The organism is Vibrio orientalis CIP 102891 = ATCC 33934, assembly GCF_000176235.1.
GTDB lineage: Bacteria > Pseudomonadota > Gammaproteobacteria > Enterobacterales > Vibrionaceae > Vibrio > Vibrio orientalis.
This window is the reverse complement of record NZ_ACZV01000004.1, coordinates 1,150,764-1,176,583: the sequence shown is the minus strand read 5'-3', so window position 1 is coordinate 1,176,583 and position 25,820 is coordinate 1,150,764. Positions and strand designations below refer to the sequence as shown.

At 44.5% G+C, this 25,820-nt stretch carries 21 protein-coding genes; 9 read left to right on the top strand and 12 right to left on the bottom strand.

Features of this window, described 5'->3' with window-relative positions:
• Positions 1-149 precede the first annotated feature (149 nt).
• Positions 150-1,157 carry a substrate-binding domain-containing protein gene (locus VIA_RS08820; RefSeq protein ID WP_412774852.1) on the top strand — a complete coding sequence of 336 codons (1,008 nt, stop codon included), beginning with the start codon at positions 150-152 and terminating at the stop codon, positions 1,155-1,157.
• 79 nt (positions 1,158-1,236) lie between these two features.
• Here VIA_RS08820 and VIA_RS08815 read toward each other — a convergent pair whose 3' ends face one another.
• Positions 1,237-2,049 (bottom strand): AraC family transcriptional regulator, encoded by an 813-nt coding sequence (locus tag VIA_RS08815; protein WP_004412498.1) that lies wholly within the window; start codon positions 2,047-2,049, stop codon positions 1,237-1,239.
• Between the two features lie 109 nt (positions 2,050-2,158).
• On the opposite strand from VIA_RS08815, the gene VIA_RS08810 reads away from it, so the two are divergent.
• Complete coding sequence (locus VIA_RS08810) at positions 2,159-2,851, top strand: MOSC domain-containing protein (RefSeq protein WP_004417279.1); 693 nt, start codon at positions 2,159-2,161, stop codon at positions 2,849-2,851.
• 71 nt (positions 2,852-2,922) lie between these two features.
• On the opposite strand, the gene VIA_RS08805 is transcribed toward VIA_RS08810, so the two are convergent.
• The gene (locus tag VIA_RS08805; protein ID WP_004417280.1) at positions 2,923-3,378 is read right to left on the bottom strand and encodes a MarR family winged helix-turn-helix transcriptional regulator; all 456 of its coding nucleotides are present in this window, start codon (positions 3,376-3,378) and stop codon (positions 2,923-2,925) included.
• A 79-nt stretch (positions 3,379-3,457) separates the two neighbouring features.
• On the opposite strand from VIA_RS08805, the gene VIA_RS08800 reads away from it, so the two are divergent.
• Positions 3,458-4,609, top strand: coding sequence for an Acg family FMN-binding oxidoreductase (locus VIA_RS08800; RefSeq protein ID WP_004417282.1), 1,152 nt, complete (start codon positions 3,458-3,460; stop codon positions 4,607-4,609).
• Between the two features lie 63 nt (positions 4,610-4,672).
• Here the strand turns inward: VIA_RS08800 and VIA_RS08795 are convergent, their stop codons facing one another.
• Positions 4,673-5,911: a DEAD/DEAH box helicase gene (locus VIA_RS08795; RefSeq protein ID WP_004412489.1), complete on the bottom strand. Its 1,239-nt coding sequence runs from the start codon at positions 5,909-5,911 to the stop codon at positions 4,673-4,675.
• Positions 5,912-6,201: 290 nt separating this feature from the next.
• Here VIA_RS08795 and VIA_RS08790 point away from each other — a divergent pair, with 290 nt between their 5' ends.
• Positions 6,202-7,017 carry a hypothetical protein gene (locus VIA_RS08790; RefSeq protein WP_004412488.1) on the top strand — a complete coding sequence of 272 codons (816 nt, stop codon included), beginning with the start codon at positions 6,202-6,204 and terminating at the stop codon, positions 7,015-7,017.
• A 35-nt stretch (positions 7,018-7,052) separates the two neighbouring features.
• Here the strand turns inward: VIA_RS08790 and VIA_RS08785 are convergent, their stop codons facing one another.
• From VIA_RS08785 to VIA_RS08770, 4 genes are all read right to left on the bottom strand, one after another.
• Positions 7,053-8,297: an alpha/beta fold hydrolase gene (locus tag VIA_RS08785; RefSeq protein ID WP_004417287.1), complete on the bottom strand. Its 1,245-nt coding sequence runs from the start codon at positions 8,295-8,297 to the stop codon at positions 7,053-7,055.
• Between the two features lie 204 nt (positions 8,298-8,501).
• Positions 8,502-10,469, bottom strand: a complete 1,968-nt coding sequence (locus tag VIA_RS08780) for an alkyl/aryl-sulfatase (RefSeq protein ID WP_004412486.1) — start codon at positions 10,467-10,469, stop codon at positions 8,502-8,504.
• A 129-nt stretch (positions 10,470-10,598) separates the two neighbouring features.
• The gene (locus VIA_RS08775) at positions 10,599-11,498 is read right to left on the bottom strand and encodes a LysR family transcriptional regulator (RefSeq protein ID WP_004412485.1); all 900 of its coding nucleotides are present in this window, start codon (positions 11,496-11,498) and stop codon (positions 10,599-10,601) included.
• A gap of 121 nt (positions 11,499-11,619) precedes the next feature.
• Positions 11,620-12,519: a LysR family transcriptional regulator gene (locus VIA_RS08770; RefSeq protein WP_004412484.1), complete on the bottom strand. Its 900-nt coding sequence runs from the start codon at positions 12,517-12,519 to the stop codon at positions 11,620-11,622.
• A 115-nt stretch (positions 12,520-12,634) separates the two neighbouring features.
• Between VIA_RS08770 and VIA_RS08765 the strand changes: the two genes are divergently transcribed.
• Positions 12,635-14,656, top strand: coding sequence for an alkyl/aryl-sulfatase (locus tag VIA_RS08765; protein WP_004412483.1), 2,022 nt, complete (start codon positions 12,635-12,637; stop codon positions 14,654-14,656).
• A 77-nt stretch (positions 14,657-14,733) separates the two neighbouring features.
• On the opposite strand, the gene VIA_RS21545 is transcribed toward VIA_RS08765, so the two are convergent.
• The 5 genes from VIA_RS21545 to VIA_RS08740 form a co-directional block, all read right to left on the bottom strand.
• Positions 14,734-15,297 (bottom strand): hypothetical protein, encoded by a 564-nt coding sequence (locus VIA_RS21545; protein ID WP_004417289.1) that lies wholly within the window; start codon positions 15,295-15,297, stop codon positions 14,734-14,736.
• Positions 15,294-18,035, bottom strand: a complete 2,742-nt coding sequence (locus VIA_RS08755; RefSeq protein ID WP_004412482.1) for a glycoside hydrolase family 19 protein — start codon at positions 18,033-18,035, stop codon at positions 15,294-15,296. Before VIA_RS08755 ends, VIA_RS21545 begins: the two co-directional genes overlap by 4 nt.
• 8 nt (positions 18,036-18,043) lie before the next feature.
• Positions 18,044-20,221, bottom strand: a complete 2,178-nt coding sequence (locus VIA_RS08750; protein WP_004412481.1) for a type VI secretion system Vgr family protein — start codon at positions 20,219-20,221, stop codon at positions 18,044-18,046.
• 111 nt (positions 20,222-20,332) lie between these two features.
• Entirely contained in the window at positions 20,333-20,851 is a 519-nt protein-coding gene (locus VIA_RS08745) for an Hcp family type VI secretion system effector (RefSeq protein ID WP_004412480.1), read from the bottom strand.
• 181 nt (positions 20,852-21,032) lie between these two features.
• Complete coding sequence (locus tag VIA_RS08740) at positions 21,033-21,941, bottom strand: DMT family transporter (RefSeq protein ID WP_174269825.1); 909 nt, start codon at positions 21,939-21,941, stop codon at positions 21,033-21,035.
• Between the two features lie 172 nt (positions 21,942-22,113).
• Here VIA_RS08740 and VIA_RS08735 point away from each other — a divergent pair, with 172 nt between their 5' ends.
• The 4 genes from VIA_RS08735 (at position 22,114) to VIA_RS08720 (ending at position 25,781) form a co-directional block, all read left to right on the top strand.
• A complete protein-coding gene (locus tag VIA_RS08735; protein WP_004412477.1) occupies positions 22,114-23,193 on the top strand; it encodes a threonine aldolase family protein in 1,080 nt (359 codons plus the stop codon).
• Positions 23,194-23,255: 62 nt separating this feature from the next.
• A complete protein-coding gene (locus VIA_RS08730; protein ID WP_004412476.1) occupies positions 23,256-23,513 on the top strand; it encodes a DUF2999 family protein in 258 nt (85 codons plus the stop codon).
• A 136-nt stretch (positions 23,514-23,649) separates the two neighbouring features.
• Positions 23,650-23,910, top strand: a complete 261-nt coding sequence (locus VIA_RS08725; protein ID WP_004412475.1) for a DUF5062 family protein — start codon at positions 23,650-23,652, stop codon at positions 23,908-23,910.
• 182 nt (positions 23,911-24,092) lie between these two features.
• Entirely contained in the window at positions 24,093-25,781 is a 1,689-nt protein-coding gene (locus VIA_RS08720) for an RCC1 domain-containing protein (RefSeq protein WP_004412474.1), read from the top strand.
• Positions 25,782-25,820 lie beyond the last annotated feature (39 nt).

Here is a 25,820-nt window from a genome sequence, read left to right as displayed (position 1 = left end):
AATTCGCGTGTATATATTTATAATAATGTTATTACACAATCAAACAATTGGTAACAATTATGGATAACTTGGTTGATAAAATAATAAAGAAGTGTTTCTTAGTAGTTCTTTCGTTTAGTACTTTAGCGGCATTAGCTCATGAATCAGATATGGATGAGAAAAGCCATATCTTCCATCATTTTCAATCTGCTGTTAGCGAAGAGCCGAAGTCAATCAAAAGTGACATAGCCAAGCAAACGATCCGAATTGCACTTATCTATCCGAGTGCGGATATCTCAGACTTCTGGGTTCGTAACTATACGGCACTCACTAAGCGCTTGTCGGCATTGAATATTTCGTATGAAATTACCGAGTTTTCATCTAAGCAAATTGAGCATTCTCTTCAAACCCAGTATGCAGACAAGGTGTTGAGCGCCGAAAAAGCGTACGACTTTGTCATTTTTGGACCGTCGGAACTGGATCTGCAAGCCAATAATATTCAAAAACTATCGGCTTCTAATGACTTCAAAACGTTCATATGGGCTTTCCATACACCTAATGAAAACTGGGAGTCTCAACCGGATGCATGGTTTGATTTTTCTAGCAGTATGGGCGCAGAAGTGCTTTGCGGTCATGTGATTAAACATTTGGGTAAAGATATCGAGTTTGCTGCGAATCGAGGGATTCCGGGCATTACAGATACCCAGCGCTCACAAGGATTTATTGATTGTGTAGAAGAGGAAGGCGATTGGTTAACCGTCTATGAGCATTTTGGCCAATATCAAAAATTGGGTGGTGCCGATGGGGTGAAACTCATCCTGGATAATTTCCCTGAAGTGACCATGATCCACAATGCAAACACTGCGATGACAATGGGAGCGGTTGGTGCGCTGCGAGACGCTGACAAACTTGACCCTATTTATGTCACTGGCTGGGGAGGCACCGCAAAAGAGATTGAAAAAATCCGTTCAGGAGAGTTAGATGCTACCCCAATGCGTATGAGTGATGATCTCGGTGTTGCGACTGCAGAAGCCATAAAATTTCATTTGGAAGGCCGTGCCAATGAGGTACCTTTAATCTACTTAGGTCGGATTACCGTGGCACATAACGAAATGAGTGATGCTGAAATTGATAATCTTACGCGTGAGGCTTTTCGGTATTCAGGCGTGAATGAATAGGCGTCGTTTTAGACCAACGGAATTGAAAGGGATTCGCGCAAATCCCTCCTTCAATGTAAGCCAAGCACTCTGTCTATCGTCAACGCCGGCCATTAACTCGAAATTGCTGTGGAGTGACATCAAAATACACTTTAAACGCTTTGATGTAAGAAGAGTCGTTTTGATACCCCACTTGGTCGGCAATGCTTTGAATTGATAGATCCTCGTCTAACAGAGAGAGTGAGTAAATCAGCCTGATTTGTTGTCGCCACAGCTGAAACGACGTATTGAACTCTTTGGAGAACAAGCGCGACAAGGTTCGTTCCGATGCACCGACTTTCTCTCCCCACTCTTTGAGTGACCAATCCAATGCTGGCGTCTCAGTCAGCGCTTCGAATATCAGCTTTAAGCGCCTATCTTCTGGTAGTAACAACTGAAACGTCTGTACGTTATCTTTCATGATTTGATCATGCAGGACTGCGAGAAGGTTAGATACTTCTTCATCAGTCACAAGCCCTTCACATTGGCGGCGTATTTCTTGTAGTAACTCATTCAAGAACGGTGTCAATGTGATGGTTCGAACTTGATGCTCATACTCAGTACCGAAAACAGGGTTAAGGTAAATGCCGACAAATATCGTATGGCTTAGTGCAATAGATTCATGCTGAATACCTGCAGGCACAAACAGCGCAGACGTATGGGGCACAAGATGCTGGTAGTGGTCAGTTTTGGTTTGCAGCAACCCTTTGATCGGGAAGATAACTTGATGCCACGTGTGTTGGTGCATGGCGTCGATATAACCTTTGGGCATGTTGATAGTCTTTACCAAAGCAGGTGAGTGAGGATTAGCAGCCATCATCTCATTTGAGGTCATAACACCGGAGTGAGTATCGATTTGGCGGGTTGGCGTCATTAGTTGTCCTTACGGCTCTACACTGACATATGTTCACTAGGCTATCATGCTCAACAAAGTGAATGAAGTCAGAATGTGCAATCAGGTTGCTAGCAATAGAGGGATGAATATGAAGAAGTTAGGTGTCGTAAACAGCGTATTAGCAGGTAAAACCGTTGCTTTCGCACATGGTGCAAACAGCGCGATCAACAAACAGGTTTTATCGCACCGTCAGCTCGCGACAGAACTTGGTTTCACTAATGACGAGCAAGGTGATCCGCGTTTTCATGGTGGCATTCAAAAAGCCCTACATATCTACCCGAGCGAACATTATTCTGTCTGGCAGCAAGATATTGGCGACAAAGCCGTTTTTAAATCTGCTGGTGCGTTTGGTGAAAACCTTAGCTCAAATGGTGTGACAGAAGAGTCGATTTGCTTGAAAGATAAGATTCGCATTGGCTCAACCTTATTGGAAGTATCTCAAGGACGTATGCCTTGCTGGAAACTCAATGTGCGTTTTGATCAAAACGATATGGCGAAAAGAGTGCAAGACACACTTCGAACAGGTTGGTATTTCCGAGTTTTGGAGCAGGGTGATATCGGTGCCGGTGATGAGATTATTTTGGTTGAAAGGCCATATCCTGACTGGCCACTGTCTCGCATCATGGGTGCCGTATTTACGGGCTGCCTAGATAAAGAAGAACTTAACCAATTAGCGGAACTACCGCTGGTCGACTCTTGGGATAAGCTTGTCGAACGCCGCCTAGAAACCGGCGAAGTTGAAGATTGGGAAATGCGCTTAGTTGGCCCCACCGCTGGGTAATTTCCTTCTAATGGCACCAAATTCATAAGCCACGTTTCAAAGCTAAGGACGTGGCTTTTCTATATCCATTTTTAAGCGTTGCGATTATTATCCAACCAAGTTTGTAATCTTTGAGAGTGCTCAAGCATCTCCTCAAGTTGTTTGTCATTCCATTGCTCAAAGCATTGGTCAACGGTGGGTAGAAAGCTAAAAAAAGCACTTTGAACCTTGTCCAACCCTTGTTGATTAATACAGATCCATTTTTTGCGTCCATCGTGATCGTCTTTGCGAATCTCTATCAAATCCATCTCAGAAAGCTTGTTCACCACCTTAGTAATGCCGGGCTGATTCATTTGCATCACTTCTGCTAGCTGACTGATCGTCTGCTCTTTGTCTGGGTGACGAGAGAAGTGATTGAGTAGATTGAACTGAGATTGATTAATGCCATGAGGTGTCAAAGCCTTACTTAACCAGGCGTCAGTTAGTTGATTTATTATTCCAAGTGATATCAATATCTTGAATGAATTTTGCTGTTTTTCTGTCAACATTTTATAGAATATCCTTGATTTATATTCCTTGGAATGTATATTCATTCCATGGAATGATTCTAGCAGAGCAAGGGATAACATGAACAGAAGAAATTTTATCAAAGTCTTAGGGGCAGGCGGCGTTGTTCTCGCGGCGAGTCCAATTTTAGTCAATCAGTTGAACACATCCAATGGTGCCACTTATCGGCCGACGCATACCTATGACGATATAAGAAAGACACTGTTAAGCTACGCAATGCTAAGTGCAAACCCACACAATATTCAGCCATGGAAGGTAGCTTTACCAAATCAACAACAGATTCTTCTTTATGTGGATTCCGAGCGCCTGTTACCTCAGACTGATCCGATTCATCGTCAAATTCATATCGGTCAGGGAACGTTTATTGAAGGGTTAGTGATTGCGGCGACTCGTTTTGGTATTCGAGCTGACGTTGAGTATTTTCCGCAAGGGGAGTACGACAATCAGAGTCTTGAAGAAAAGCCGGTCGCAGCGATTACCTTAATTCCCGATTCAGAGGTACAAGCCGATCCTCTGTTTGGTTACCTCGCAATTCGTCAATCGACAAAGACACCTTATCAGCCAGATATAGTAGCTGAGGAACAATTGGAGCGTATTAAGAGCATTGCTGGTGGTGATGGTTTCGCGATGAAGTTCATTGATGCAAAGAGTGACAATGGGGCCATGAGCCAATTTCTTACTCAAGCAATGACGATCGAAGAGCAGCAAGCGGCAAGGAGCTTGGAGACAATTGCCATGTTCCGTTTCAATGACAATGAGTTTGCTCAGCACCGAGATGGTTTTGGTCTGGCACAAAATGGCGTTTCTGGCGCGAAACGTTGGTTAGCTGAAAAACTGTTTGTGACTCGTGAAAACGCCGAGAGTGACCCGAAGCGTTTTGGTGAAGAAGGTATTAAAGCAACGCAAAAAGCAGCAGAGAACGCTCCTCACTTTGGCTTATTAGTGAGTAACGAAAATAGTCGTTTAGCGCAAGTCAAATGTGGGCGCATTTATCAAAGAATCAACTTAGTGACGACGTCGCTAGGGTTGGCTCAACATCCAATGAGCCAGATCCTACAAGAATATTCAGATATGTTGCCGTTACAAGATGAGTTCAAACAGCATTACTCAATTTCATCGAATCAAACCGTACAAATGTTGTTCCGTTTGGGTAAGTCAGAATTGACTCCCCCGTCACCGCGCCGAGAAGTGAGTGACATAGTACAAGTTTAATTCGAACGGATTTGGATTGAGCCACTTACAAAGCGTCAGAGACGTAAGTGGCTTCTTGAGAGGTTATTTCGATCGCGGAGCTTGGCGTTTCGGCTTACCTTGGAACTGCTTAACGCTCTTTTTAGCATTGGTTCGGCGGTTGGCTTTCTTATCACGTGGGGCACGTTTGCTCTCACCCGTTGACGGCTTGTCTGTCACCGGAAAGCCTTCAAGGTCTTGTGTTGCTAATTCTCGTTGAGTCAGCTGGCGAATGGCATTGAGTGCTTCAGTTTCGCCATGGCAAACTAAAGACATCGCCACGCCTTGTTTACCTGCGCGAGCAGTACGTCCGACGCGATGAACATAAGTCTCGGCGTGCATAGGCAGTTCAAAGTTTATGACCACAGGAAGCTGTTCGATGTGGATCCCGCGCGCTAATAGATCGGTTGCGATCAGTACGTTTGTTTTCCCCGACTTAAACAGAGTCAACGCTTCTTCACGCTCCACTTGACTCTTATTACCATGTAAAGCGTTAGTTGTAATACCGGCTTTATTGAGCTTTTTCGCTAAGCCATCGGCGTTCTCTTTCGCGCCAATAAACACCAATACCTGTGACCACGTATTCTGCTTGATAAGTTCAATCAAGGCTTTAGTTTTACTGCCCTTATTTACCAGATAGAGCGTCTCGGCAATATCTTGGTTGGTACTGTTTTCTTGATGCGCGGCGACCTGTTTTGGGGCGAGCATCAACTGCTGTGCTTTTTGCTTTAGGTCATCGGAGAAGGTCGCCGAGAACATTGCGGTTTGGCGCTTAGCTGAGACTTGTGATGCGATCGTTTGTACATCTGGCCAAAAGCCCATATCCAGTAGACGGTCAGCTTCATCCAAAACAAGATAATCAACTTGGCTTAAGTCCAAACCGTTATTGGCTAAATCAACCAGACGCCCAGTTGTCGCAACCAAGATGTTTGGACTGTCAGCTAACGCTTGTTGTTGCAGTTCTTTATCGACGCCGCCACATAAGCACACTGCATTTAGACCTAGCGTTTGACCAACTTGATTGAGCGCTTCGCTGACTTGAATCGCCAGTTCACGGGTTGGTACCAAAACCAATGCTTGCTGCTTGGTGTCTGCTTTTAGTTTTTCCAGCAATGGCAGTCCATAAGCCAGTGTTTTGCCACTGCCAGTATTTGCCAATGCCAATACGTCTTTACCCGCCATCAGTTCAGGGATCGCCAATGCTTGAATATCAGTTGGCTTTTGGAAGCCTTGAGGCAGTGCGTGGATAAGCTCAGAGCTGAATGAAAGAGTAGAAAATGACATATGCGAGGCCTTTTATTTAGCAGCATTGAAAACAATAAAGATACGGTAAAACGCAGCGGCGGACTTTAGCACAATCTCTATTATCTAGTGTAATGCTTTGACACTGAGTGTTGGCGTAATTGTAAAGTTGATTGATGACTTAATGGGCTTTTTGATTGCTGCTACTCGAACCCATAGATAGCAATTATCAATTGAATCCGACTAAATTGACTGTTTATCTTCGCTCTATCGATTGTTTGGATCGAAGCTTTTAGGATTTTGATGTTTTCATCAATAACACTGAGAGAGATATGAAACATCCCATCCCTAAAGTTATCACGTTGACCTTGTTTTCAGCGTTGTCTCATGCACAAGTAACGGATTCTAGCACAGACCAAGTACAAGACATGTCGGACCCATTAGCTGTGTACACTCAAGGAGGATTTGGTGTATCGGATAAAGGCCTAAACCTAAAACTTGGTCAAAGCTATGACACTGGCAATCCTGACACTATGGCGATGAACATCATTGAAGTAAAAGGCATTGCGGGTGAACAGTTAGGTTGGAGTGGCTCAAGCCAGCGTGACGATTCTATTGATAGCGTGCGCATTCGCAACTTTAGTGTCGATACTACCAATGGCCGCGGTGCGCAGTTAGATATGAACTATAACGTCGAGAAAGAGCTGCTAGATACGTCGTATAGCGTCATTCAAGCTTTGCCAAAGTGGGGGGCGCTACAACTCTATCCATTGGCCGGAGCGGGTGTACGAGTCAACAATGGTCAGGTGGACACCACATTAGATACCGAATCAGGAAGCTATCCCATTGATAGGACGGTTGGCTATACCATACCCGGTGTATATGGCGTGGTTGGGATGTACAGTAAACTTGCTATCACGGATAAGCTTTGGTTGAACTACAACCCAATGTGGTTAACCGCGATAGCAGGTTCGGATGACTTTATGGAATCCGCCTTCGGTCAAGGAAAGAGCGACGTGTTAGCCAATGAAGTATCACTCTCTTATCAATTTACGCCGAGATTTAATGTGCGCTATTTTGCTAACTGGACTCAAGATCAGTCGCTTAAAGAAGGCAATCAACGAGTTGAAATAAACTACCAGTTCTAGTCTCTTACAAAGCCAGTTATTCCCATGACTGGCTGTTACTGCTTACCTTCCACTTGCTGCCAGAAGCTATCGATCTTAGTGTACACCTCCGCCTGTCGGAGAATATCGCTATGGTTGTAGTTAAAGCCATAAATAGCTTCAGCTTGTAGTTGTGCTTCTTGTCTCAATTGACTGCTCAATAAGATGGTTCCATCGCTGCTGGCCCCAATATCTCCTGCGCCTTTGTTATAACCAAAGATTAATAAGTGTGGTGGACGTAGGCCGTTTATATCGGTTGGGAAAAGGTTTTTAATCGCATGGCCGTTTGGCATTATGCCTGTCCATGATGGCATCGCGACAGGAGAATATCTCACTCCGGACTCGGCAGATGGGACTCCCCCAAATGGTGAAGCAATGGAGGTGAACGATTGAATCGAATTGCAGCGGTTGCCCACACTACAAACATTCAAATATCGCTGCGTTAAAACCCCTCCCATACTATGCGCGACGATATGAACGGGGCGAAAATCATGTTGTTGCTTGAGTTGCCTCATCATACCGGCTACAGAATGAGATAAGAAAGTCAGCGACAACGCAGAAGGGTAATTCACTAACCATGGTTGATATTTATCCCGATCAAGATGGTGAATCATCTCTGCAAAGTCTTGAGCGCTGCCGCCCATCCCATGAATAAACAACACTGGTATTTTTTCTGGGCTGTACTCCTCTAAGAAGAAAATACCGGCATAGTCTTGCTCGATAAACTTCATCGGCTGCCACATGCCCATTTCTTTGGCGTTTTTGGAAAAAGCAGTGTTGTTTAGCGTCACTACGCGGCCAACGCGTTCTTGTTCAACTTTGAGTTCTAAATAGGGTATGACCGATAAACCTTTAAGGGCAGGGATTCCTTGGCTTAGTCGCAGTGACGGTGTGAGCAGAACGTGATTGTCGACCAGATTATCTTTTTCAAACAGGTAACTGGGTTCGTCAAGTTGATAGGTAAAGTCGAGGTTTTGATCTTGGAAGATAAAAATAGAGTCTGCTAAATCGAAAAAAGAGGGCAAGGAAGCTTGGTCGACTTTTTCCATTGAGTTGACCATCAGGACGCTTTGTTTATCAAGAGAACTGAGTTGGACGATGATATGGCGTTGTTTCTTATCTGCCTCAGGAACATGAATACTAAACTCTTCGTAGATGCTATCAACCGTCTTCAGATCAGAACGCAGTGACATGAGTTGACCGCAACCGACAAGGAGTAAACTCAGTGCCGTAATAAGAGGGAGTTTGAACATCATTTCCATATGTGCTCTGTGTGTGATGTTCTTATCATAGCGGTCTAAACCACTGTGTGTAAAACGGGTAAACCCACTTCCAATGTTTTTATTAACAAGTCGTTATGGCTTTGCGGGCTATGTTTGGCAATGGCTTGACGGATCGGTTGGGATCAAAAAAAACCCGTGGACTAGACGGGCTTTGACTTAAACAACTATTTGGTTTTTTATGCTTTACGGCGTGACAACACCGAACCACATATCAAATTGATCAAACACGGACATGAGTTTGTTGAATGCAACTTGATCAGAGACTCTAAAGTCACCAGCTTTGATTTCCTCTTGCAGTGTTGCTTGTTTGGTCATCATGTTTTCAAATGCTTGACGGGTCATAGTAATCGTCAGGTCAGCATCGCTAAATTGTTTGTCAGAGTAAGACTTAAGTACTGAGTTGCTTAAATCCATTGCGTATTGACCGTCGCCCTTCACGTCGATATTGACTTTAAGGTCTAATCCTTTGGCCGCGTCAGGTTTTACCGTAACACCTAAGTAGTTCATGAACTGGTCAAACGGCATGTTTTTAGCGATCGCCGCTGTGTTTGGCGTTGGGACTGGTTTGATACCTTGACGAAGCTCTTTTGCACCGCCTAGGTAGTAGTTACGCCATGGGCCAGATTCTGCTTGGTAACCTAGTTGCTCCATTGCATCTGCTTCTAGGTAGCGAGCATCCATATTTTCTGGATTTGCGAAGGTCACATTGTTCAGTAGCGTCACTGCCCAGCGGTATTCGCCTTTTTCAATTGCTGCTTCAGCGAGGTCGATAACCTTGTCTTCTCCGCCCATTGCTTCGACATATTTTGTGCCTTGCTCAGTTGGTGTTAGCGGGTTTAGGTTAGCTGGATTGCCGTCCCACCATGCGCCAAAGTAGAAGTCATACGTTGCACGTGCGTTGTGCGATACCGTGCCGTAGTAACCGCGGTTGTACCACTCTTTACCTAATGAATCTGGCAGCTTAATTGATGCTGAAATCTCATTGGGCGTGTAACCTTTGTTTGCTAGGCGAAGCGTTTGGTCATGGACAAATTTGTACATGTCGCGTGTTTTTTCTAGCTGGTTTTGGATCTTTTCTTTACCAAAGGTTGGCCAGTGGTGCGACGCAATCATGGTATCCGCTTTATCGCCGTAGGTATGCAGCGCTTCATCAATGTACTGTGCCCAAGAAGAGGCATCACGAGTCTTAGCACCGCGTAGCGTTGAAATATTGTGGATGGTGTGCGTCATCACTTCTGCTGCCATCATGGTCTTGTACTGTGGAAAGTAGAACATGAACTCCGATGGCGCTTCTGATTCTTGTGCCATCACGACTTCTAATTCAACACCATCAACTTCCATCTCTTGACCTGTGATATTGGCAATATGGGTCGGTTTTACAATCCCCGGAGCTCCTGAAGAAGTAGTTTTACCTAGACCACCATCGACTTGGCCCTTGCTGCTTGCATCAAGCAAGTTACCGTACATGTATGATGCTCGGCGTGACATGGTATTACCTGCCATTAAGTTCTCAGCAATGGAGTGAGAGAAGAAGCCCTCGGGCGCAAGGATATCGACCTTACCTGCGTCAATGTCTTCTTGGCTAGTTACGCCCAAGATACCGCCGAAATGGTCAACGTGCGAGTGAGTGAAAATAACCCCTGTAACCGGTAAGTCTTCAACGTTGTCACGCAGCAATTTTAAGCCTGCAGCGGCAGTTTCTGGGGAGATAAGTGGATCAACGACGACCCAGCCATCATCACCTCGAATGAAGGACATCACTGAAAGATCAAAACCGCGAACTTGGTAGATGCCTTCTTTCACTTTGAATAGGCCATCAAGGTTATTTAGCTTTGCTTGACGCAGTAGTGACGGGTTAATGGTCTCCGTATCTTTACCTTGATCGATAAAGTCGTATTTACTGAAATCCCAAATGATTTTGCCGCTGGCGTCTGTAATGGTTTTCTCTGGCCAAGTGGCAATGAAGCCACGAGAAGCATCGTCAAAGTCACTCTGATTGTCGAAGTTGAGGTATTGTTTCAGCTGGTCGTTTTTCGCAATAGTGAAGTTTGAAGCTTCTTTCGGTGCACTGGTTGTTGGTGCAGCGAAACTGAATGCTGGAGCAAGAGTAGCAACGATAGCTAAAGACACGATTGATTTTTGAAAGTTCATAACTTATCTCTCTCTGAAAGTGCGAACGGGTATGCGTTCGTCGATGAGGAGATAATAAAATGTCTTAATTTATCAATCGATGGCTTAAAGTTTAAATGTGGATTTAGTTTTATTTAATCCATATTTATATTATCGGTGTTCTTTAGTCACTGCCAGTAAGGACTCTTTTAACCATTGATGTCCCGTATCTTGTTGTTGAGAGTGGTGCCAAGTCATGTACACCGGCAAAGGTACTGATTCAAATGGGAGTTGAAACACCTGCAACTGGTGGCTAGGAGCAAGTAAGTCTGCATGCCATTGGCTTGTGACACATAACCAATCGGTTTGCGCGGCCATCATGACCGCATTACAGATCGAATCCGTTTTATAGACGATATTTCGTGAGGGTTGCGGTTTGCAGGCCAACGAGTCGAGGATATCTTGATTGAGGCGCTGCGTTCCCCACAGCAAATGACGTTCGGCAAAGAACTGCGCATGGTCGAGTGAGCGTTGGACTCGCGGGTGATCTTTGCTGCACACTACGACTAGTGGCAGGTTGAATAGAAATTCATTGTGATAGCCGTGCTCATCAAGAGGCGTCGTGGTGATAATCAGATCCACTTTACGCATACGTAAATCATCTTGGCGATTACTCTCATCAACGTGTTCGACATCTGCTGATAGTTTGACGTTTGGAGCGTATTGGTCTCGATACTCAATCAGCGGCGGCAATAATATCAAATCTAGGTCTTTGTGACTGGAGATACGAAATGTACGCTGACTCATTTCAGAATTAAAATGCTGCCTCGATTTAGCACCATTTAATAGTAGGTTTAAAGGTTGCTGGATCTCTTCATGCAATTCGATAGCGAAATTGGTGGGTGCAATTCCTCGTCCTTTACGAATAAACAGTGGGTCTTGATACTGTTCACGTAGTCGATTGAGCGCATGGCTGACGGCAGGAGCCGTAATCCCTAAGCTGTCAGCCGCTTCATTTACGCTACGTGTTTTCATAACCACATCGAATGTCTTAAGCAGGTTGAGATCCATATTTGTCCGTAGATTAACGTTTCAATTACGTGCCATTCTTATCGGAGTCAATAACGAGAGGCAAGGCTTTTCACCATAAAGTGGTTAAGGTTCTACAAATTACACTGATAAGGGTGCAACTCTATTCGTTAGCAAAGTAAGACCTTAGCTTCTCCCTTAGCCACATGTTGGATGGGCTTTTCCGCTCTCTATTGTGCGCCATCAATCGATAGCGAATTGGAATGTCAGTAAAAGGAGTTGGCAGAACTTGGATCTCTAACTTTTCAGCGAAACGCTTGGCAATGCTCTCAGTCATAGTCGCGATACAATCACTGGTTGAGACCATCGACATTTGTGACACTAATGAGGTGCATTCCGCCGCGACTTTACGATCATGTAAGCTCTCTTCTGTGAAATAGTCAGCAAGATAAGCGTCTTCGCGGCGCAGTTTTAGGGTGATGTGTTTCTCGCTATAGAACTGCTCGATAGTGAGCTGAGTAGACACGCGCGGGTGATCTTTTCTCGCAATGATGCAGATCTTGTCTTCAAACAAGGGCTCTGAAAAAAATGTACTGGTTGAATAATCTGCAAATTCGATAGCGAGATCCGCTTGGTGTTGATTTAGACCATGAAGTAGGTTGTCTTCATTGGAGTGAGTAGGCTGTAATTCGATCGTGACATTGCCAAGCGTGGTATCGGCTTCAATCTTAGGTAACAGCATCAGCATCACTGGCTCAGAGGTATAAATCACAAATTTCCGAGGGTTCTCTGTGCTAAATCCGTCGAGACTCTCAAGGGCATTATTGATCTGAATGAGTGCGGGTTCGATATGACGTATCAATTCTTGTGCGTGGTGAGTGGGGGCAATGCCTCGGCCAGAACGCACAAACAGTTGGCTGCCAACTTGTTGCTGCAGTCGCTTCAATAGGCCGCTTACGCCAGGTTGAGTCATACCCATCTCTTCTGCGGCTAGGGTTATGGACTTATGTCGATAAACGGCGACAAATACTTTAAGTAGGTTTAAGTCTAAATTGTTTAGCATGATCTCTAACACATAGCAGTTTGTGATGTATTAAATATAGTTTCATGCATGTATTGCTATGTGTCAACGGGGTAAATTAGCTTCATACCCGATATCAAACCCCAAGAGGTTCATCATGAAAACTCGATTTGCTCCTTCAGTTCTTTCTCTCGCAGTTGTAATGTCATTTGGCGCATCAGCCAATGACTATGCATCAATCGATACCTATGAAGGTAAACCTGCAACCGAGCATACAGTGAACGCGAATGCCGCGATGACTAAAATCCTACCATGGGAAGATACATCTGCATTTGAGCGTACAACTCGCGGCCTGATTGCTGAGTTCGGCACACACGAAGCGGGTGAACTAAAAAATCGTTTTGAATACATGACGGATATGTCAGTAGAAGATCTACCACCAAGCGTAAACCCTTCTATCTGGCGTCAGGGAATGCTCAACTACGCGGCTGGTGGCTTGTATGAAGTGACTGATGGCGTATACCAAATTCGCGGTGCTGACTTGTCTAACATGACTATCTACCGCACTGACAATGGCTACGTTATTCATGATCCGCTGTTATCAAAACAAGCGGCGGCGGCCTCTTGGGAGTTTGCCAAGGCTCACCTTCCTGCGATTAACGGCGAGCACAAAATCACCGGACTTATCTACTCGCACATGCACGCTGACCACTTTGGTGGCTCTCGTGGTGTTGTTGAATCTGGTGACTTTGCAGAAGATGCGCGAATCTATGCGCCAAAAGACTTTATTAAAGAGTTAGCCGATGAAAACGTGATCGCAGGTACTGCGATGGGTCGACGCGCCAACTACCAATACGGCACAACGTTAGACAATAACACCAAAGGTATTGTTGATAATGCTCTAGGCTTGGGGACGTCACGCGGTGAAGTAACGTTAGTTGCGCCAACGGATGAAATTCAAGAGCGCGAAAAAGTAATCACTATCGATGGCTTAGACTTCCATGCGATCAATATGCCAGGGGCAGAAGCACCTGCAGAGATTGTACTGTACGTCCCTGAATATCGCTCGCTCAATACCGCCGAGCTTACCTATGATGGTATGCACAATATCTACACCTTCCGTGGTGCAAAAGTTCGTGACTCTTTAGTTTGGACTAAGTACTTAACTGAGCTAAAAATGCGCTTTGTTGATAGTGGCTTGGTAGACAATATTCACGCGGCTCACTCAGCGCCGGTTTGGAACAATGCCAATACTGATGTTAATGAAATCTCAGAATACATGACGCTGCAGCGTGATAACTATGGCTTTATTCATAACCAAGCGATGCGTTTGGCTAACCACGGCGTAACGATTCATGATGTCGGCCGCGAGATTGAGAAGATTGTTCCTCAATCACAAATCGATACTTGGCATACTAATGGTTACCACGGTTCATACAGCCATAATGCTCGCGCAGTCGTGAATTTATACTTGGGCTACCATGACATGAACCCAGTGAACACTAATCCGTTACAAACGACCGAAAAGTCATGTGTTTATGTTAATGCGGCAGGCGCAGACACTTTGTACAAAGCAGGCATGAATCACTTTAACCAAGGTGAATACCAAGAAGCGTCTCAGCTATTTAATGACTTAGTGCAGTGTGACCCTAACAACATCGATTACCGTTTTGCACTGGCAGACAGTTTTGAGCAGCAAGGTTACCAGTCAGAAACTATGGCGTGGCGTAACAGCTACCTACAAGGTGCAGTAGAGCTACGTACTGGTGATATTCAACCGTCAATTAAACTAGCGTCTGAAGATGTAATTGCTAATACACCAACAGGTATGTTCTTAGACTTTATCGCAGTAAGTTTGAATGCACCGAAAGCAGAAGCAGCAGAGCTGAACTTCAACTTTGGTGTTTACCACCCAGACATTGAAGAGCGCTACTACGGTGAAGTATCAAACGCTAATATGTCTAACATTGAGGTAGAGAAGATCCCAGCGGTTGATGTTGAGCTAATCATTCACAAGTCAGACTTTACGCGAGTCGTTCTAGGTGAAACAACGCTAGATGAGTTAGTGAAGTCAGGCCAAGCGGGTATTAAAGGCGACGCGTCTCTTATCAAGCAACTAGGTGGTTCACTCGATAAGTTTGATGGTCTGTTTGAAATCTTACCGATGCCGACTAAATAGTTGAGTTAGAAGTAAAACTAAGCCCCGCAATTTGCGGGGCTTTTAGCTTAAGGGGCATAAGCGTAACAAAGTTCGCTTTAGTGAAACTCTGGTTCACTAGGGTCCTGAAACTGTTGAGGAAATTTTGTATAAAGTTCTTTGTCATTAATGTATTGAGATGAGTCTATTAACTCGTCGGTTAAATAGGATTTTTTCTGACAGGACTCTATAAATAGTGTTTCCTTTCCTTTGCTCACCGAAAGTACGCAACCACTTGCTACGGCTGTCATTGAATATCGATATTCTCCTATATAAAAGAAGATATCATGTCCTTGAGCGTTTGGTCCAAGTTGGATGTTATAAGTTAAAAATCGCCCTCTGGGAGCGTTATTATCTTGTGGGTACTCGAGTTCTATATCATTCACTTTTCCATAGCGATATTTTACATATCCCGTATCAGGACTTTTATGTTGATAACCACACAAAGAGACCAACTTACCGTTGTCAAGTAGGGCGTTATAATAGATATCTTCATCATCGTTACATAATGTCTTCGTTAAGCCATCTAATTCATCGCTGATTTGAGGATGTTTGGCATAAGCCGTAGAAGAACCGAGAGTAAGACAAGTTACAAAAGTGACTAGAGTCATTGTTATTTTCATCTAAATACCTGTTTTTCCCATAAATACTTAAAATTATTCCTGCGCGCTTGATAACTGTCAGTGTTCTCATTAATTATTTTTGTGGCCCTGTTTACTGACTCGTCAGTAGCACCATATTTGTCTGTAATAACGGCCATCCCCTTACTTACCCAAAACCACGCAGCAGAACGAGTGGCGTACTTTATATCTAATAACAGTTCAGGATGATTAATGGTATCAATTACATCACTAGGCCACTGAGATTGGTTAGTCGCGTGCCAGTTATTAAATTCTGTGTAATTATATCGGCCTGTAAGTTGTTTTAGGCCTCTCCCCCTAAAGTTCCAGCCATCATTTGTGGTGAGATAATCACCGTTCCTCATTTCGCGGCGCCCTCCATACATAACATTAAACAGTATCCTTTTATCGTCTAATGTTGGTCTGGTGCCATCTTTTTTAAGAAAAACCCCGTTTTTCTTCTCATGTATTCCGTGGACGTCAATGTACCTCTGTCCTGCATGTTTAGGGTGATCTTGGGGGTAATAACGGCCTCTCGCCGTAGAAAATGGGCCTTTATCAAGCGTCGTGATACGGTAGTTAGTATATTCCGCTACCTGCAAATTAGTCCCCGTTTCTTGCATAATTTGAGCGAAAAAATGGGTTCGTCGTAAAGGGGTATCCAGTTGATAAAACTCGATATGTGCATTGAGTTCATCGACGATACCTTGTAATTGCCTCTTATTAGATTCTTTTACTTCTGGGTAGATAAGCTGTAACACCTCAAGGGTAAACGTGAAGCTGTTCTTGGTCGACGTATTTAAAGGCCACCAGTTCCATACCTGTTTTGTTTTACTCAACGTCTGTGTATTAGGCATCCATATTAAGTTATCTATACGGTTCTTTTCATGCTCTATTAGCTTTTTAAAGTCATTGTTGCTGTATTTTTCAGTTAACTTATCTAAGAAAGGCTTTTCGCCTGACTTGATGGCCCATTCGCTAGCATGCCTAGTAATTGCATACTTACAACTATCCCAATCAGTTAAGTTCTCGATGATATCAGAGCCAGGGACATCTTCTGCACCAAGAGTGAGTTTTTTGAACAGAAGTTGGAAAAACTCTGATGGTTCATCTTGATCAAGAAAACCATCGCTTTCAAAACTGTCTTCAACGATTTTAAATTGAACAGTATCGTCATTATTGGCTTGTGTTGCGTCAGCAGAGGCTGGCTCAGTGTTTGATGTTTGACCAAAGAACATATCAATAAAAAACTGAGGTGGTTGTTCTGTTGAGAATACTTCAAAGTGAACTTGGTAACGACTCTTATAGGGTTTATTTTGGCCGAGTTGAGCAGCGTCAAAACGACCCAAGTAACCGATAGGATCTCCGGCTTTTACGGTTAGCTTCGAGCGACCACCAAAGCTGTTTACCTTGTGAGCCCCATCAGAGCTTAGCTCCACGGTTTTTGGTTGTACTACTTCTACTAAGTTGTCTTCAATGCAAACCCAAGCGGCAGGAACTGGTTGGCCGTCGTCACCCTTAACATCGTTATCAGGGAAGGAACAACGAGCCATGTGACGCTCAGTACTGCCGATGAATTGCATGCTGGAATCTTTAACTTTTGAATACTTAACTCGGGTTCCTTTAGTGATCGTGCAAATTTTTTCGCCTGCATTCAGCTCGCCATTTTTCGAAGTAGGATCAGATCTTCCAGTCAACTTATCGACTTTGACGCGGCCTTCAACTTCAGTATAGAGCCAGCTAGGAATAGCGTAGGTTTTGGTGAATGTGCTAAAGAGCTCTGTTGGCTCAGGATATTCAGAAACAGCCAGCCAAATGGTACTGCCTGCCGAAAGGTCGACATTGGTTGACCGTTCCCCTTTGTTGTCAATTATTTCATAGGCGGCCATAAGGTATTTACCGCTTCTTACTGGCTCAATGTTTTCTAGCCTCAATAGCTTACTCTCTACGGCTAAAGTATGAGCGACTTTGGACATGTCTGAGCTAGCTCGTGCTCTCCATCTTTGCGTTGTTTGAACACAAGGAATAACAGCCATGTCAAAGTCGCTGTTTTCCATGTCATAGGTAGTGTGACTAGAATCAGTCAGGAAGCTATCACTGATATCAACTGGTTGTTTTTCTTTATGTGTCGCTAGCCAGACAGTGTTCCCTTCAGCAGCGATTGTATCTGTGTTGTTCTGATTGTTGATAACGGTAAATGTTTTAAATATATAGCCATCGGCGGCAACTGCAGCATCATTCGTTGCTTCAATGACAGAGCTAGCCCTTAAAACTACCTCTTTGGCACTTAAACCGGCTTCGAGGCGAATGTTTTGGTTTTTTGTCAGTTCGTAGCGGGCATTTGCCGAAACCTCTCTATGAGGGGCGCATAGCGGGGCTAGATGCATATACAGTGAGTAAAACGTAAACGTATCGTCACTGTTCTGAGGGTTAGCCACTGAGTGTTGAATCAAACAGAAATCATTGCTGAATTGGAGCTCTTCTCCCATAAATTCAGACGTTTGATATTCTTTTCCTACACGGCAAGCGACAACAGTTCCATCTGCAATGGCTCTAACAGGTCGATCACTTTCAAGCCAAGGGGTATTTTGGTCGGTAAAATGAATACCGCCATGCCAAGATGAGTTATTCGGGTTAAATCCGAACTGGCCAATTTTTTCGTGTTGTAGCAGCGTTTCTAGTTCATTTTGATCTTTGAACTCGCTACCGTCTTCTTTGGTTAGAGGAAATACAAACTTCATGAATATGCTTAACCCGAAAAATTAAATGGAATGTAGTCTTGGTCGTCCGGTTTATTTTGAGTGGTAGTTGATGACGATGATTCCGACTCTTTTGGCTCTTCTGACGCTTTAGATTTCGGTTGTCTGTTTCCAGAGTCCAGTTTTGTACTTGTAATTGTACTCAGCTCAGTCACTACATTCGCATCGGCGGTTTGTTTAGTTGCAGTGACCGTATTTTTTTCAAGTTCGTTGACTACGGTATTATTGGTATGTGTAGTCGGTAATTCTGCTAGCTTTCCTGAGTAACCACTGCCTGAACCTGCACTGCCGCCTGAATTTAGGTTCACGCCAGCACCGACTAAGTGCACACCCGCTGGGTCGACTTTAACAAAGCTTCCTGCCGCTTTTAGGGTTATCTCACTACCTGCCTCAATGACGACTTTGTTGCCTGCCTTCACGTGAATTTCAGAACCGGAATCGTTGACCCATACACTGCCGGTTTTCAGGTGCAGACTGCCTTCAACAATCAGTGTTTGATCTTTTGAAACTTTGGCTCTTTCATCCCCTTCAACCGTTTGGTGCTGATTACCTAGAACCTGAGTTCGTTGGGTACCCGTAATTGTGAGGTGCTTATCGCGCTTGATATGCAAAGTACTGTCATTGTTAACTTCACTATCCCAGTCTTTTTGGGCGTGAAGATAAATTTGCTCTTGTCCTGATTGATCTTCAAAACTCAGTTCATTGAACCCTTCACCTTGATGGGTTTCAGTGCGGATAACCGTTTTGCTTTTATGCTCTGGAAGAGGGTAAGGCAGCGTATTGGTGAAGTGATAAGTTCGCCCGGTAATGATCGGCTGATCAGGGTCGCCATTAAGAAACTCGACAATCACTTCATGACCGATTCTAGGGATGGCGACTACGCCATATTGGCTGCCCGCCCAAGCTTGTGAAACACGTACCCAACAAGAGCTGTGTTCGTCTCCGTTTGAGTAGCGATCCCAAGGAAATTGAACCTTTACTCGTCCGTATTCATCACAGTAAATTTCTTCATTCTCTGGCCCGACAACAGTTGCCATCATAGGTCCGTGAATCAACGGCTTAAGCTCAGGAGTAGGCTGCCAGTTATATTGGCTTGGTATAACAGAAAATGTATTCGAATAGGTGGTTGCGCCCGATCCTGCTTCTTCTTCGAGTGCTTGCGGTTGCGAGCCAAAGTGGTCAACAGAAATAATGATCCAGTTTTGATTTATTGCGTCATCAAAGTGGTCTTGTAGCTCGAACTGATAACCAGCTTGAAGCATTGGCACATTGCTGGCGCCTTTTGCTAGGTGAGCATCTCTACGAAGGTACTCTAACCGTGTCTGAGTATATTTCTGACCAGACTGATCGTCTTTAAAGCGCCCAGGAGCATCAAAATGTTCATAGATTGAATCTGCTTGGTGGGCATCAGAGGTACTTACGTGTTGCTGGAATGAGTAGCGAGGCTTTTTAAAACTTCGATCTTGCATTCCTACGTGACTTGATTGGATAGACGCTGACACTTCAAAGTGGGAAATATAAGGTGTATCGCTTGTGCCGCCAGCAAGCGAGTTGAAAGATACTGGGGTTGCTAAGTTAGGCAGTGTGGCACTGTCGTCACTAAAGAGCAGGGTATGCTGACCATTTTTAAAGGCAAAACTGTAATTTATCCCTTCTTCTGCAGCTAAGCGCTGTAAAAAGGCAAGGTCGGTCTCCCGATACTGAACGCAGAATTCTCGTAGGCTGTAGTCATTTTTAAGTGAAAACGCGAAGTCTTCGATTTTCATCTCTTGAAGTAAGATTGAGAGAATTTCAGGAACGGATTTTAGCTGGAAGATTCGACAGTTATGTCTAAGTGATAGTCGCTCTAATGCTGGAACTAAGGTAAGGCGGTAAAAAGTATGGTGATGACCAGTGTCGCCTTTACTAAAGCTTCTCGCGATACCATGAACTCGGCGGGAAACTTCACCGTTACGATACAAGGTTAATTGGACAGGTTTGTCAACAACGTCCGGTGCCCATAAATCAGGTCGACGACTCGCTAACTCAATATCGTAATGGTATCCGTTGCAGATTTCGCCACTCTCGAATTGGTGCTGAGAGAGCGTTTCTGTGCCTTGAAACTCTCTGACCACGAAGGTATCAGAATTAAGTCCATCTACGGAGATTGTAAAGTTCAAAGTGGTCATTGGCGCGGTCCTACAAAATGACTAAAACTCTAATCAAGAGACAATGCAGATCATCTCTTGATTAGAGCAATAAATGGCCCACCGTAGGGTAGGCCATTGATCTCGTAGCGATTAAGCTTCGACAGGTTTACGCCAGTCGTCAGAACCAGACGTACCTGCGTTAACGTGATCCCAAGTGATCTTACGGTAAGACATTGAAACAGTAAGATTTTGAGTGAAGTCAGACATTGATGGGTCTTGGCAGTGCGGCATCTCGCAGTTGATGTCTACAATTGATGCGTTCTCAAGCTTAGTGGTAAAGAAGTTCTCTTGTTTACCTTCAATTGAAGTGCGGTACCACTTAAGCTCAACAGTCTTCATTTTTTCACCAGATGACAGTGCGTTGTACAGTAGAGGTACAGCTTTGTTCAGTGAAACAGTAAATGTGAACGGCTTATGTACACGTTGACCTGAAGGTTGACCAGATTGTGGATCTGTTGGAACTGTCACAGTGTGGTCAAACTTTTGTACTAGCATTTCATCTTCATGTCCCTCAACAAATGAGTCACCGATAGAGTCAGCAGTGCAAGCACCTGCAGTAATTAGGCCCTGAGTTTCACCATCAATAGAGATATAACATGGAGTTGGCATAGTATTTCTTCCTTTAGTAAGTTCAAATAACATTTAAGTGCGATTACTAAAGAGCAACTGCTATGCCTGATTTTTATTTTGTTAAAAATCAATGGGTTATGTTTTTGCTGCATAAGTGGTGAGCAAATCTTTACCTAACCTAAGCAATATTGTGAGGAGCACGGAGCAAGTATGTGCGAAATTACTCTGCGCGTTTAAATGGTTTGAGCATTTTGCTACCGAATACGTTGATGAGAGCGCCAGTAACGATCAAGCTTCCGCCTAGGTAAGTCCAAAAGGATGGAACCTCGTTAAATATCCACACGCCAAGTAGCGCTGAAAATACGATTTGAATATAGGAGTAGGCAGACGCTTTGCCAGCAGCTTGCGTTTGCATCGCCTTGGTTAACCCATATTGCCCAACTTGAGTAAATACGCCCACTAGAACAAGCATCAATGTTAGGTATAGGCTTGGCCAGATAAACTCATCCCACATTAAAAATACCGATGTAGGTAGAGCGACCAAAGGGAAATAGAAGATAATCACCGAGCTGTCTTCAGTTTGGCTGAGCTTACGGACAATGACGTAAGCAATCGAGCTACCCATTGCACCAATTAGTGCCGTCATCACGCTAAATAGCGGAAGATCATATGCGACGCTGCTGCTCAGGCTTGGTTGCACCATCACCATTAATCCCACTAAACAAAACGCAATACAAACCATGGTGGATGACTGAACGCGTTCTTTCAAAAATAGCACGCCCAACAGCGCAGTAAACACAGGGTGTACGTATTGCAAAATGGTGGCTTCAGCAAGGGGCAGCGTAGTTACCGAGTAATAGACGCACATCAGAGCAAGTGTACCCACTGTCCCACGAACTAGGAGGAGTGGCCTGTTGTTACCCCAAACAGAAATACGCTTACGTTTTACATCTAGATAGCTAATGATCAGTGAGACAAGTGCACGAGCGGCGACAATCTCGAAGACAGGAATTCCGTAAGTGCTGACATATTTAACGCATGCGGACATTAGCGCGAAACCAAGCGCTGAAAGGATCATGTAGCGTATGCCGACGGGAATTTGGTCGAAAGAAAAGGGAGATAGCGGCATGAGTGAACTTATTTTAGGAGATGTAACGACAATCATGTCATTTGCACCGTTAAGGTTCAATGGTTCTTATTTCATTGATGCTAGTCTCTCGTGAATTAAGTGAAGTGAGGATATTTACTCCAATGGATTAAGCGGATAGATTGAATGCAAACCTCTATCTAAGGAACGGACAATGAGTGTCGAGCTAAAGAAGCACTGCCATCTTCATTTACCGGGAAACCGAGAGTATTCTCCTGCCGAACATTTTACTCAAATGGCAGCTTGGTGCGCTGAGCACAATGTCAGTCACGATGTTTATGGTGATGGAGAAACGATTCAAGCGTTTGAGAAAAAAGTCGCAGATTTGTTGGGCTACGAGGCCGGACTGTTCGTCGTGACAGGCACGATGACCCAGCCAACGGTGCTGGACATGGTTGCGCGTAAGAAAAGAAACCCAATAGTGGCGATGCACTCTTCCAGTCATATTTGTGTGCATGAAAAGCAAAATTATCAGCTGCAAGACCGATTTAAAATCTTACCTATTGGCAACTCATATCAGCCATGGACGCTAAAAGACCTGCAAGCATGGCGGGATGAAATTGCTGCCGTTTTATACGAATTACCGATGCGTGAGATCGGTGGTCAACTCCCAAAATGGGAAGATCTTGAAGAGATAAAGTCTTACTGTGCAATCAAGGGTATTCACCTTCACATGGACGGAGCTCGTTTATGGGAATGTGCGGCTTACTATCAAAAGACATATCAACAAATTGCCCACGGGTTCGATACTGCTTACGTCTCTTTATATAAAGGAGTCGGCGGGTTAGGAGGATCGATGTTGTTGGGATCAAAAGAATTCATCGAAGAAGCTTCAATTTGGATGAAGCGACAAGGTGGTAACCTTTATCAACGCACTCCTTATATTGTCTCTGCAGCGATGCAATTTGATGACAGGTTGGCAAATTTGCCGAATTTGTTTGAGCGAACCCAGCAAATCTATCGACTGCTAGAGGCGTTTCCGTCATTGGTGGTGAACCCAGCGCAGCCTCAAGCCAATATGTTCCACCTGATTTTGCCTTGCAGCTATGAAAAAGCGTTAGAAGTGCAAAAACAGATGGCGATGGAAAAAGGCATCTGGTTTGGTACGCCTCAGCGTATGGAGCATCCAAATCACTGTAAAGTGGAATGGTATGTGGGGGATAATTTACAAGCTACCAGTGATGATGTGCTGTGTAATTTCTTTGCTGAACTACTTGAAATGACGACCTGTTAACACCACATCAAGATTAACCGCTCGCTCTATAATGAGCCCACTAATTTAAATTAGGTATTGTAATGAATCCAATTCTTGCGCTTTTGAAAGAGAACAACATCAGCGATGAGCAAATTAACGAGCTTTTTCAAACGTTAACCCAAAACCCACTCGCGGCGATGGCGACGATCGGGCAGCTTGGTTTGCCTCAAGATAAACTGCAACTACTTATGGGGCAGGTGATGCAAAATCCTGCACTTATCAAAGATGCCGTCGAAGAGCTTGGCTTGGATTTTTCAAAAGTAGAAGAAGCCAAACAGAAGCTGCAAAAGCAGCAATAACTTAGAACAGTGAAAGCCAGTCAAATCCATTGACTGGCTTTTTTCTTTACACTGTTTCTCAATTTGAGAGCCTAGTGAATAAGATAATTATTCAGCTTGGTATACTCACAAAAAATCGACAAGAGAGTGTGATGATATGTCAAAAACAGCGAAGCTCCGTAACGAAGATAAGTTAGTCAAAAAGGCGTTAGAAATTGGCGGGAAGATGGCCAAAATGCAAGGGTTTGACTTGCCGGATTCTCCGCAACCACTCAGAGTTAAAGCCATCTATCTGTTCTTGGTCGATGCTAAGCAAATTGCCCCTCTCCCAGAGAGTAAACTCGATGGGGCAAATATTAAACACAGATTAGCATTATGGATTCATAAGGCGTTGCCTGATAACGACCCTTTAAAGTAATTCCTTCCCTTGTGGTCTTGCTCTGTCGTCGGCTACACCACGTCAAGAAACTATTTAACATCGTTCCAAACATAATCCAAAACTAAACTTTTGGATTATGTTCTATCCTTATTGTTATAAAAATTATTAATACTTTTGTTGGCTTTGCTTGAACATGGCTTCATGTGTCGAGATATTTGCCAATGAAAGTTTTTCTTGTCGCCTCTATCACTGTTCTAATGACCGCCTGTAAATGGGAGTACCCGTGCGGTGACTTGTCTCCTGTGACGGAGGTGGTATCAAACTGTTCAACTTCTCATACTGAATCTGAATCTGAATCTGTCGCTGTAGCATCCAAAGCAAAACTCAATAGCATTCAACTTAATGGCTTAATGACCTTAGGCAGCACCGCTCAAGTCGTGATCAGTTGTGATGACTGTCCCGGGACTGTCTATTACCGATGGCTCATCGACAATACGGTAGTCAGTACCACGGATAGCCATGAGTTCACATTATCTGACCTTGGAAAAACAGTTCGTATTGAAGTTCAACTTACCGATTCTGAACAAGTGATAAGCCAGTCTGAATACGCGACATTCCAGAGTATTGTCGTAGAAGAGATCATCAGCAACGACTTTGCATTCGCGGCTAGGAAAACGGATGGTTCGATCGTTACTTGGGGGATATCAGCCAACGGAGGCGACTCGAGTTCTGTGGCGGGTGAGTTGGTGAGTGTAGAGACGATTGTACCCGGTAACGGCACATTTGCAGCAATTAAAACAGATGGTAGCGTCGTCACTTGGGGAGACGCATCGTATGGCGGCGACTCAAGTGCAGTTGCTGGCCAATTAAATGATGTTACCAGTATCACGGCTTCTAACTTTGCCTACGCTGCAGTAAAAGGAGATGGTACGGTTGTCGCGTGGGGAGATGCCACCCGAGGAGGGGATAGCTCTGCTGTTCAGGCTCAGCTAACCAATGTTCTTGATATCAGCAGCAACAGTTTTGCCTTCACCGCGCGTAAAGGTGATGGCAGTGTCGTGGTATGGGGTGATGCGCTCAGAGGCGGTGATTTGGAAGGGTTGGCGCCAAGTAATATCACCAACGTGATAGGCAACACCAGCTCTTTTGTTGCGATCGATAATAGTGGTTCTACATATTTTTGGGGACTAGACAGCTCTGGGGGCGTGCCCGTTTCTGTTATGCCAAACTATGCTGCGAGTGATGTTCAATCCGCTGTGGGTAATGACCTGGCTTATGCTCTGCTCAAAAATGATGGCTCTGTCACCAGTCATGGCTACAATCCGTATGGTGGTGACATGGCGACTTTAGCGGCAAGAATAACCAATGTGGGTTCTTTGTACAGTACTTGGTTTGGTTTCGCTGCTCTAATCAATGATGGCAGCATTGTTAGCTGGGGAAGTATTGACGGCGTCAGTTATGGGGTATCGGGCAACACCGCATTCTTAGAGCCAACGGTGACTAATGCGACTATGATTGCCGCCACAAGAGATGCCTTCGCCGCTGTTGAGTCGGCAGGTACGGTTGTGGCGTGGGGAGACGCTAATGACGGTGGTGATAGCAGCGCAGTGAGTGCCGACTTGGTTAATGTCGATTTTGTTGTAGCGGCACGCGGGGCATTCGCGGCCAAAAAATCAGACGGTAGTGTTGTTGCTTGGGGCGACGCGACCCGAGGTGGGGATACGTCACTCAATCTAACGGGCTCACTAAGCAATGTTGAGACCATCGTGAGCTCTCTTTACGCTTTCGCGGCGATTACTGATGATAAGCAAGTCGTGACTTGGGGGCTGCTTAGTCACGCTGATATCAGTTTGGTAACGGATGATCTTGAGCCAACAGTCATCCAGTTAGACAACTCTTATGGTCCTTAGAGCTACCCTCGGTATAATTGATTTACAAAACAGAATCAA

Excerpts from the sequence above, each read along its gene's own strand:
- VIA_RS08775 (WP_004412485.1), bottom strand. The coding sequence starts at position 11,498 with ATGGATCTCAACCTGCTTAAGACATTCGATGTGGTTATGAAAACACGT.
- VIA_RS08795 (WP_004412489.1), bottom strand. The coding sequence starts at position 5,911 with ATGTCATTTTCTACTCTTTCATTCAGCTCTGAGCTTATCCACGCACTG.
- VIA_RS08740 (WP_174269825.1), bottom strand. The coding sequence starts at position 21,941 with ATGCCGCTATCTCCCTTTTCTTTCGACCAAATTCCCGTCGGCATACGC.
- VIA_RS08800 (WP_004417282.1), top strand. The coding sequence starts at position 3,458 with ATGAACAGAAGAAATTTTATCAAAGTCTTAGGGGCAGGCGGCGTTGTT.
- VIA_RS08790 (WP_004412488.1), top strand. The coding sequence starts at position 6,202 with ATGAAACATCCCATCCCTAAAGTTATCACGTTGACCTTGTTTTCAGCG.
- VIA_RS08780 (WP_004412486.1), bottom strand. The coding sequence starts at position 10,469 with ATGAACTTTCAAAAATCAATCGTGTCTTTAGCTATCGTTGCTACTCTT.
- VIA_RS08745 (WP_004412480.1), bottom strand. The coding sequence starts at position 20,851 with ATGCCAACTCCATGTTATATCTCTATTGATGGTGAAACTCAGGGCCTA.
- VIA_RS08810 (WP_004417279.1), top strand. The coding sequence starts at position 2,159 with ATGAAGAAGTTAGGTGTCGTAAACAGCGTATTAGCAGGTAAAACCGTT.
- VIA_RS08755 (WP_004412482.1), bottom strand. The coding sequence starts at position 18,035 with ATGAAGTTTGTATTTCCTCTAACCAAAGAAGACGGTAGCGAGTTCAAA.
- VIA_RS08820 (WP_412774852.1), top strand. The coding sequence starts at position 150 with ATGGATGAGAAAAGCCATATCTTCCATCATTTTCAATCTGCTGTTAGC.
- VIA_RS08720 (WP_004412474.1), top strand. The coding sequence starts at position 24,093 with ATGAAAGTTTTTCTTGTCGCCTCTATCACTGTTCTAATGACCGCCTGT.
- VIA_RS08765 (WP_004412483.1), top strand. The coding sequence starts at position 12,635 with ATGAAAACTCGATTTGCTCCTTCAGTTCTTTCTCTCGCAGTTGTAATG.
- VIA_RS21545 (WP_004417289.1), bottom strand. The coding sequence starts at position 15,297 with ATGAAAATAACAATGACTCTAGTCACTTTTGTAACTTGTCTTACTCTC.
- VIA_RS08735 (WP_004412477.1), top strand. The coding sequence starts at position 22,114 with ATGAGTGTCGAGCTAAAGAAGCACTGCCATCTTCATTTACCGGGAAAC.
- VIA_RS08770 (WP_004412484.1), bottom strand. The coding sequence starts at position 12,519 with ATGCTAAACAATTTAGACTTAAACCTACTTAAAGTATTTGTCGCCGTT.
- VIA_RS08725 (WP_004412475.1), top strand. The coding sequence starts at position 23,650 with ATGTCAAAAACAGCGAAGCTCCGTAACGAAGATAAGTTAGTCAAAAAG.
- VIA_RS08785 (WP_004417287.1), bottom strand. The coding sequence starts at position 8,297 with ATGGAAATGATGTTCAAACTCCCTCTTATTACGGCACTGAGTTTACTC.
- VIA_RS08730 (WP_004412476.1), top strand. The coding sequence starts at position 23,256 with ATGAATCCAATTCTTGCGCTTTTGAAAGAGAACAACATCAGCGATGAG.
- VIA_RS08805 (WP_004417280.1), bottom strand. The coding sequence starts at position 3,378 with ATGTTGACAGAAAAACAGCAAAATTCATTCAAGATATTGATATCACTT.
- VIA_RS08815 (WP_004412498.1), bottom strand. The coding sequence starts at position 2,049 with ATGACGCCAACCCGCCAAATCGATACTCACTCCGGTGTTATGACCTCA.
- VIA_RS08750 (WP_004412481.1), bottom strand. The coding sequence starts at position 20,221 with ATGACCACTTTGAACTTTACAATCTCCGTAGATGGACTTAATTCTGAT.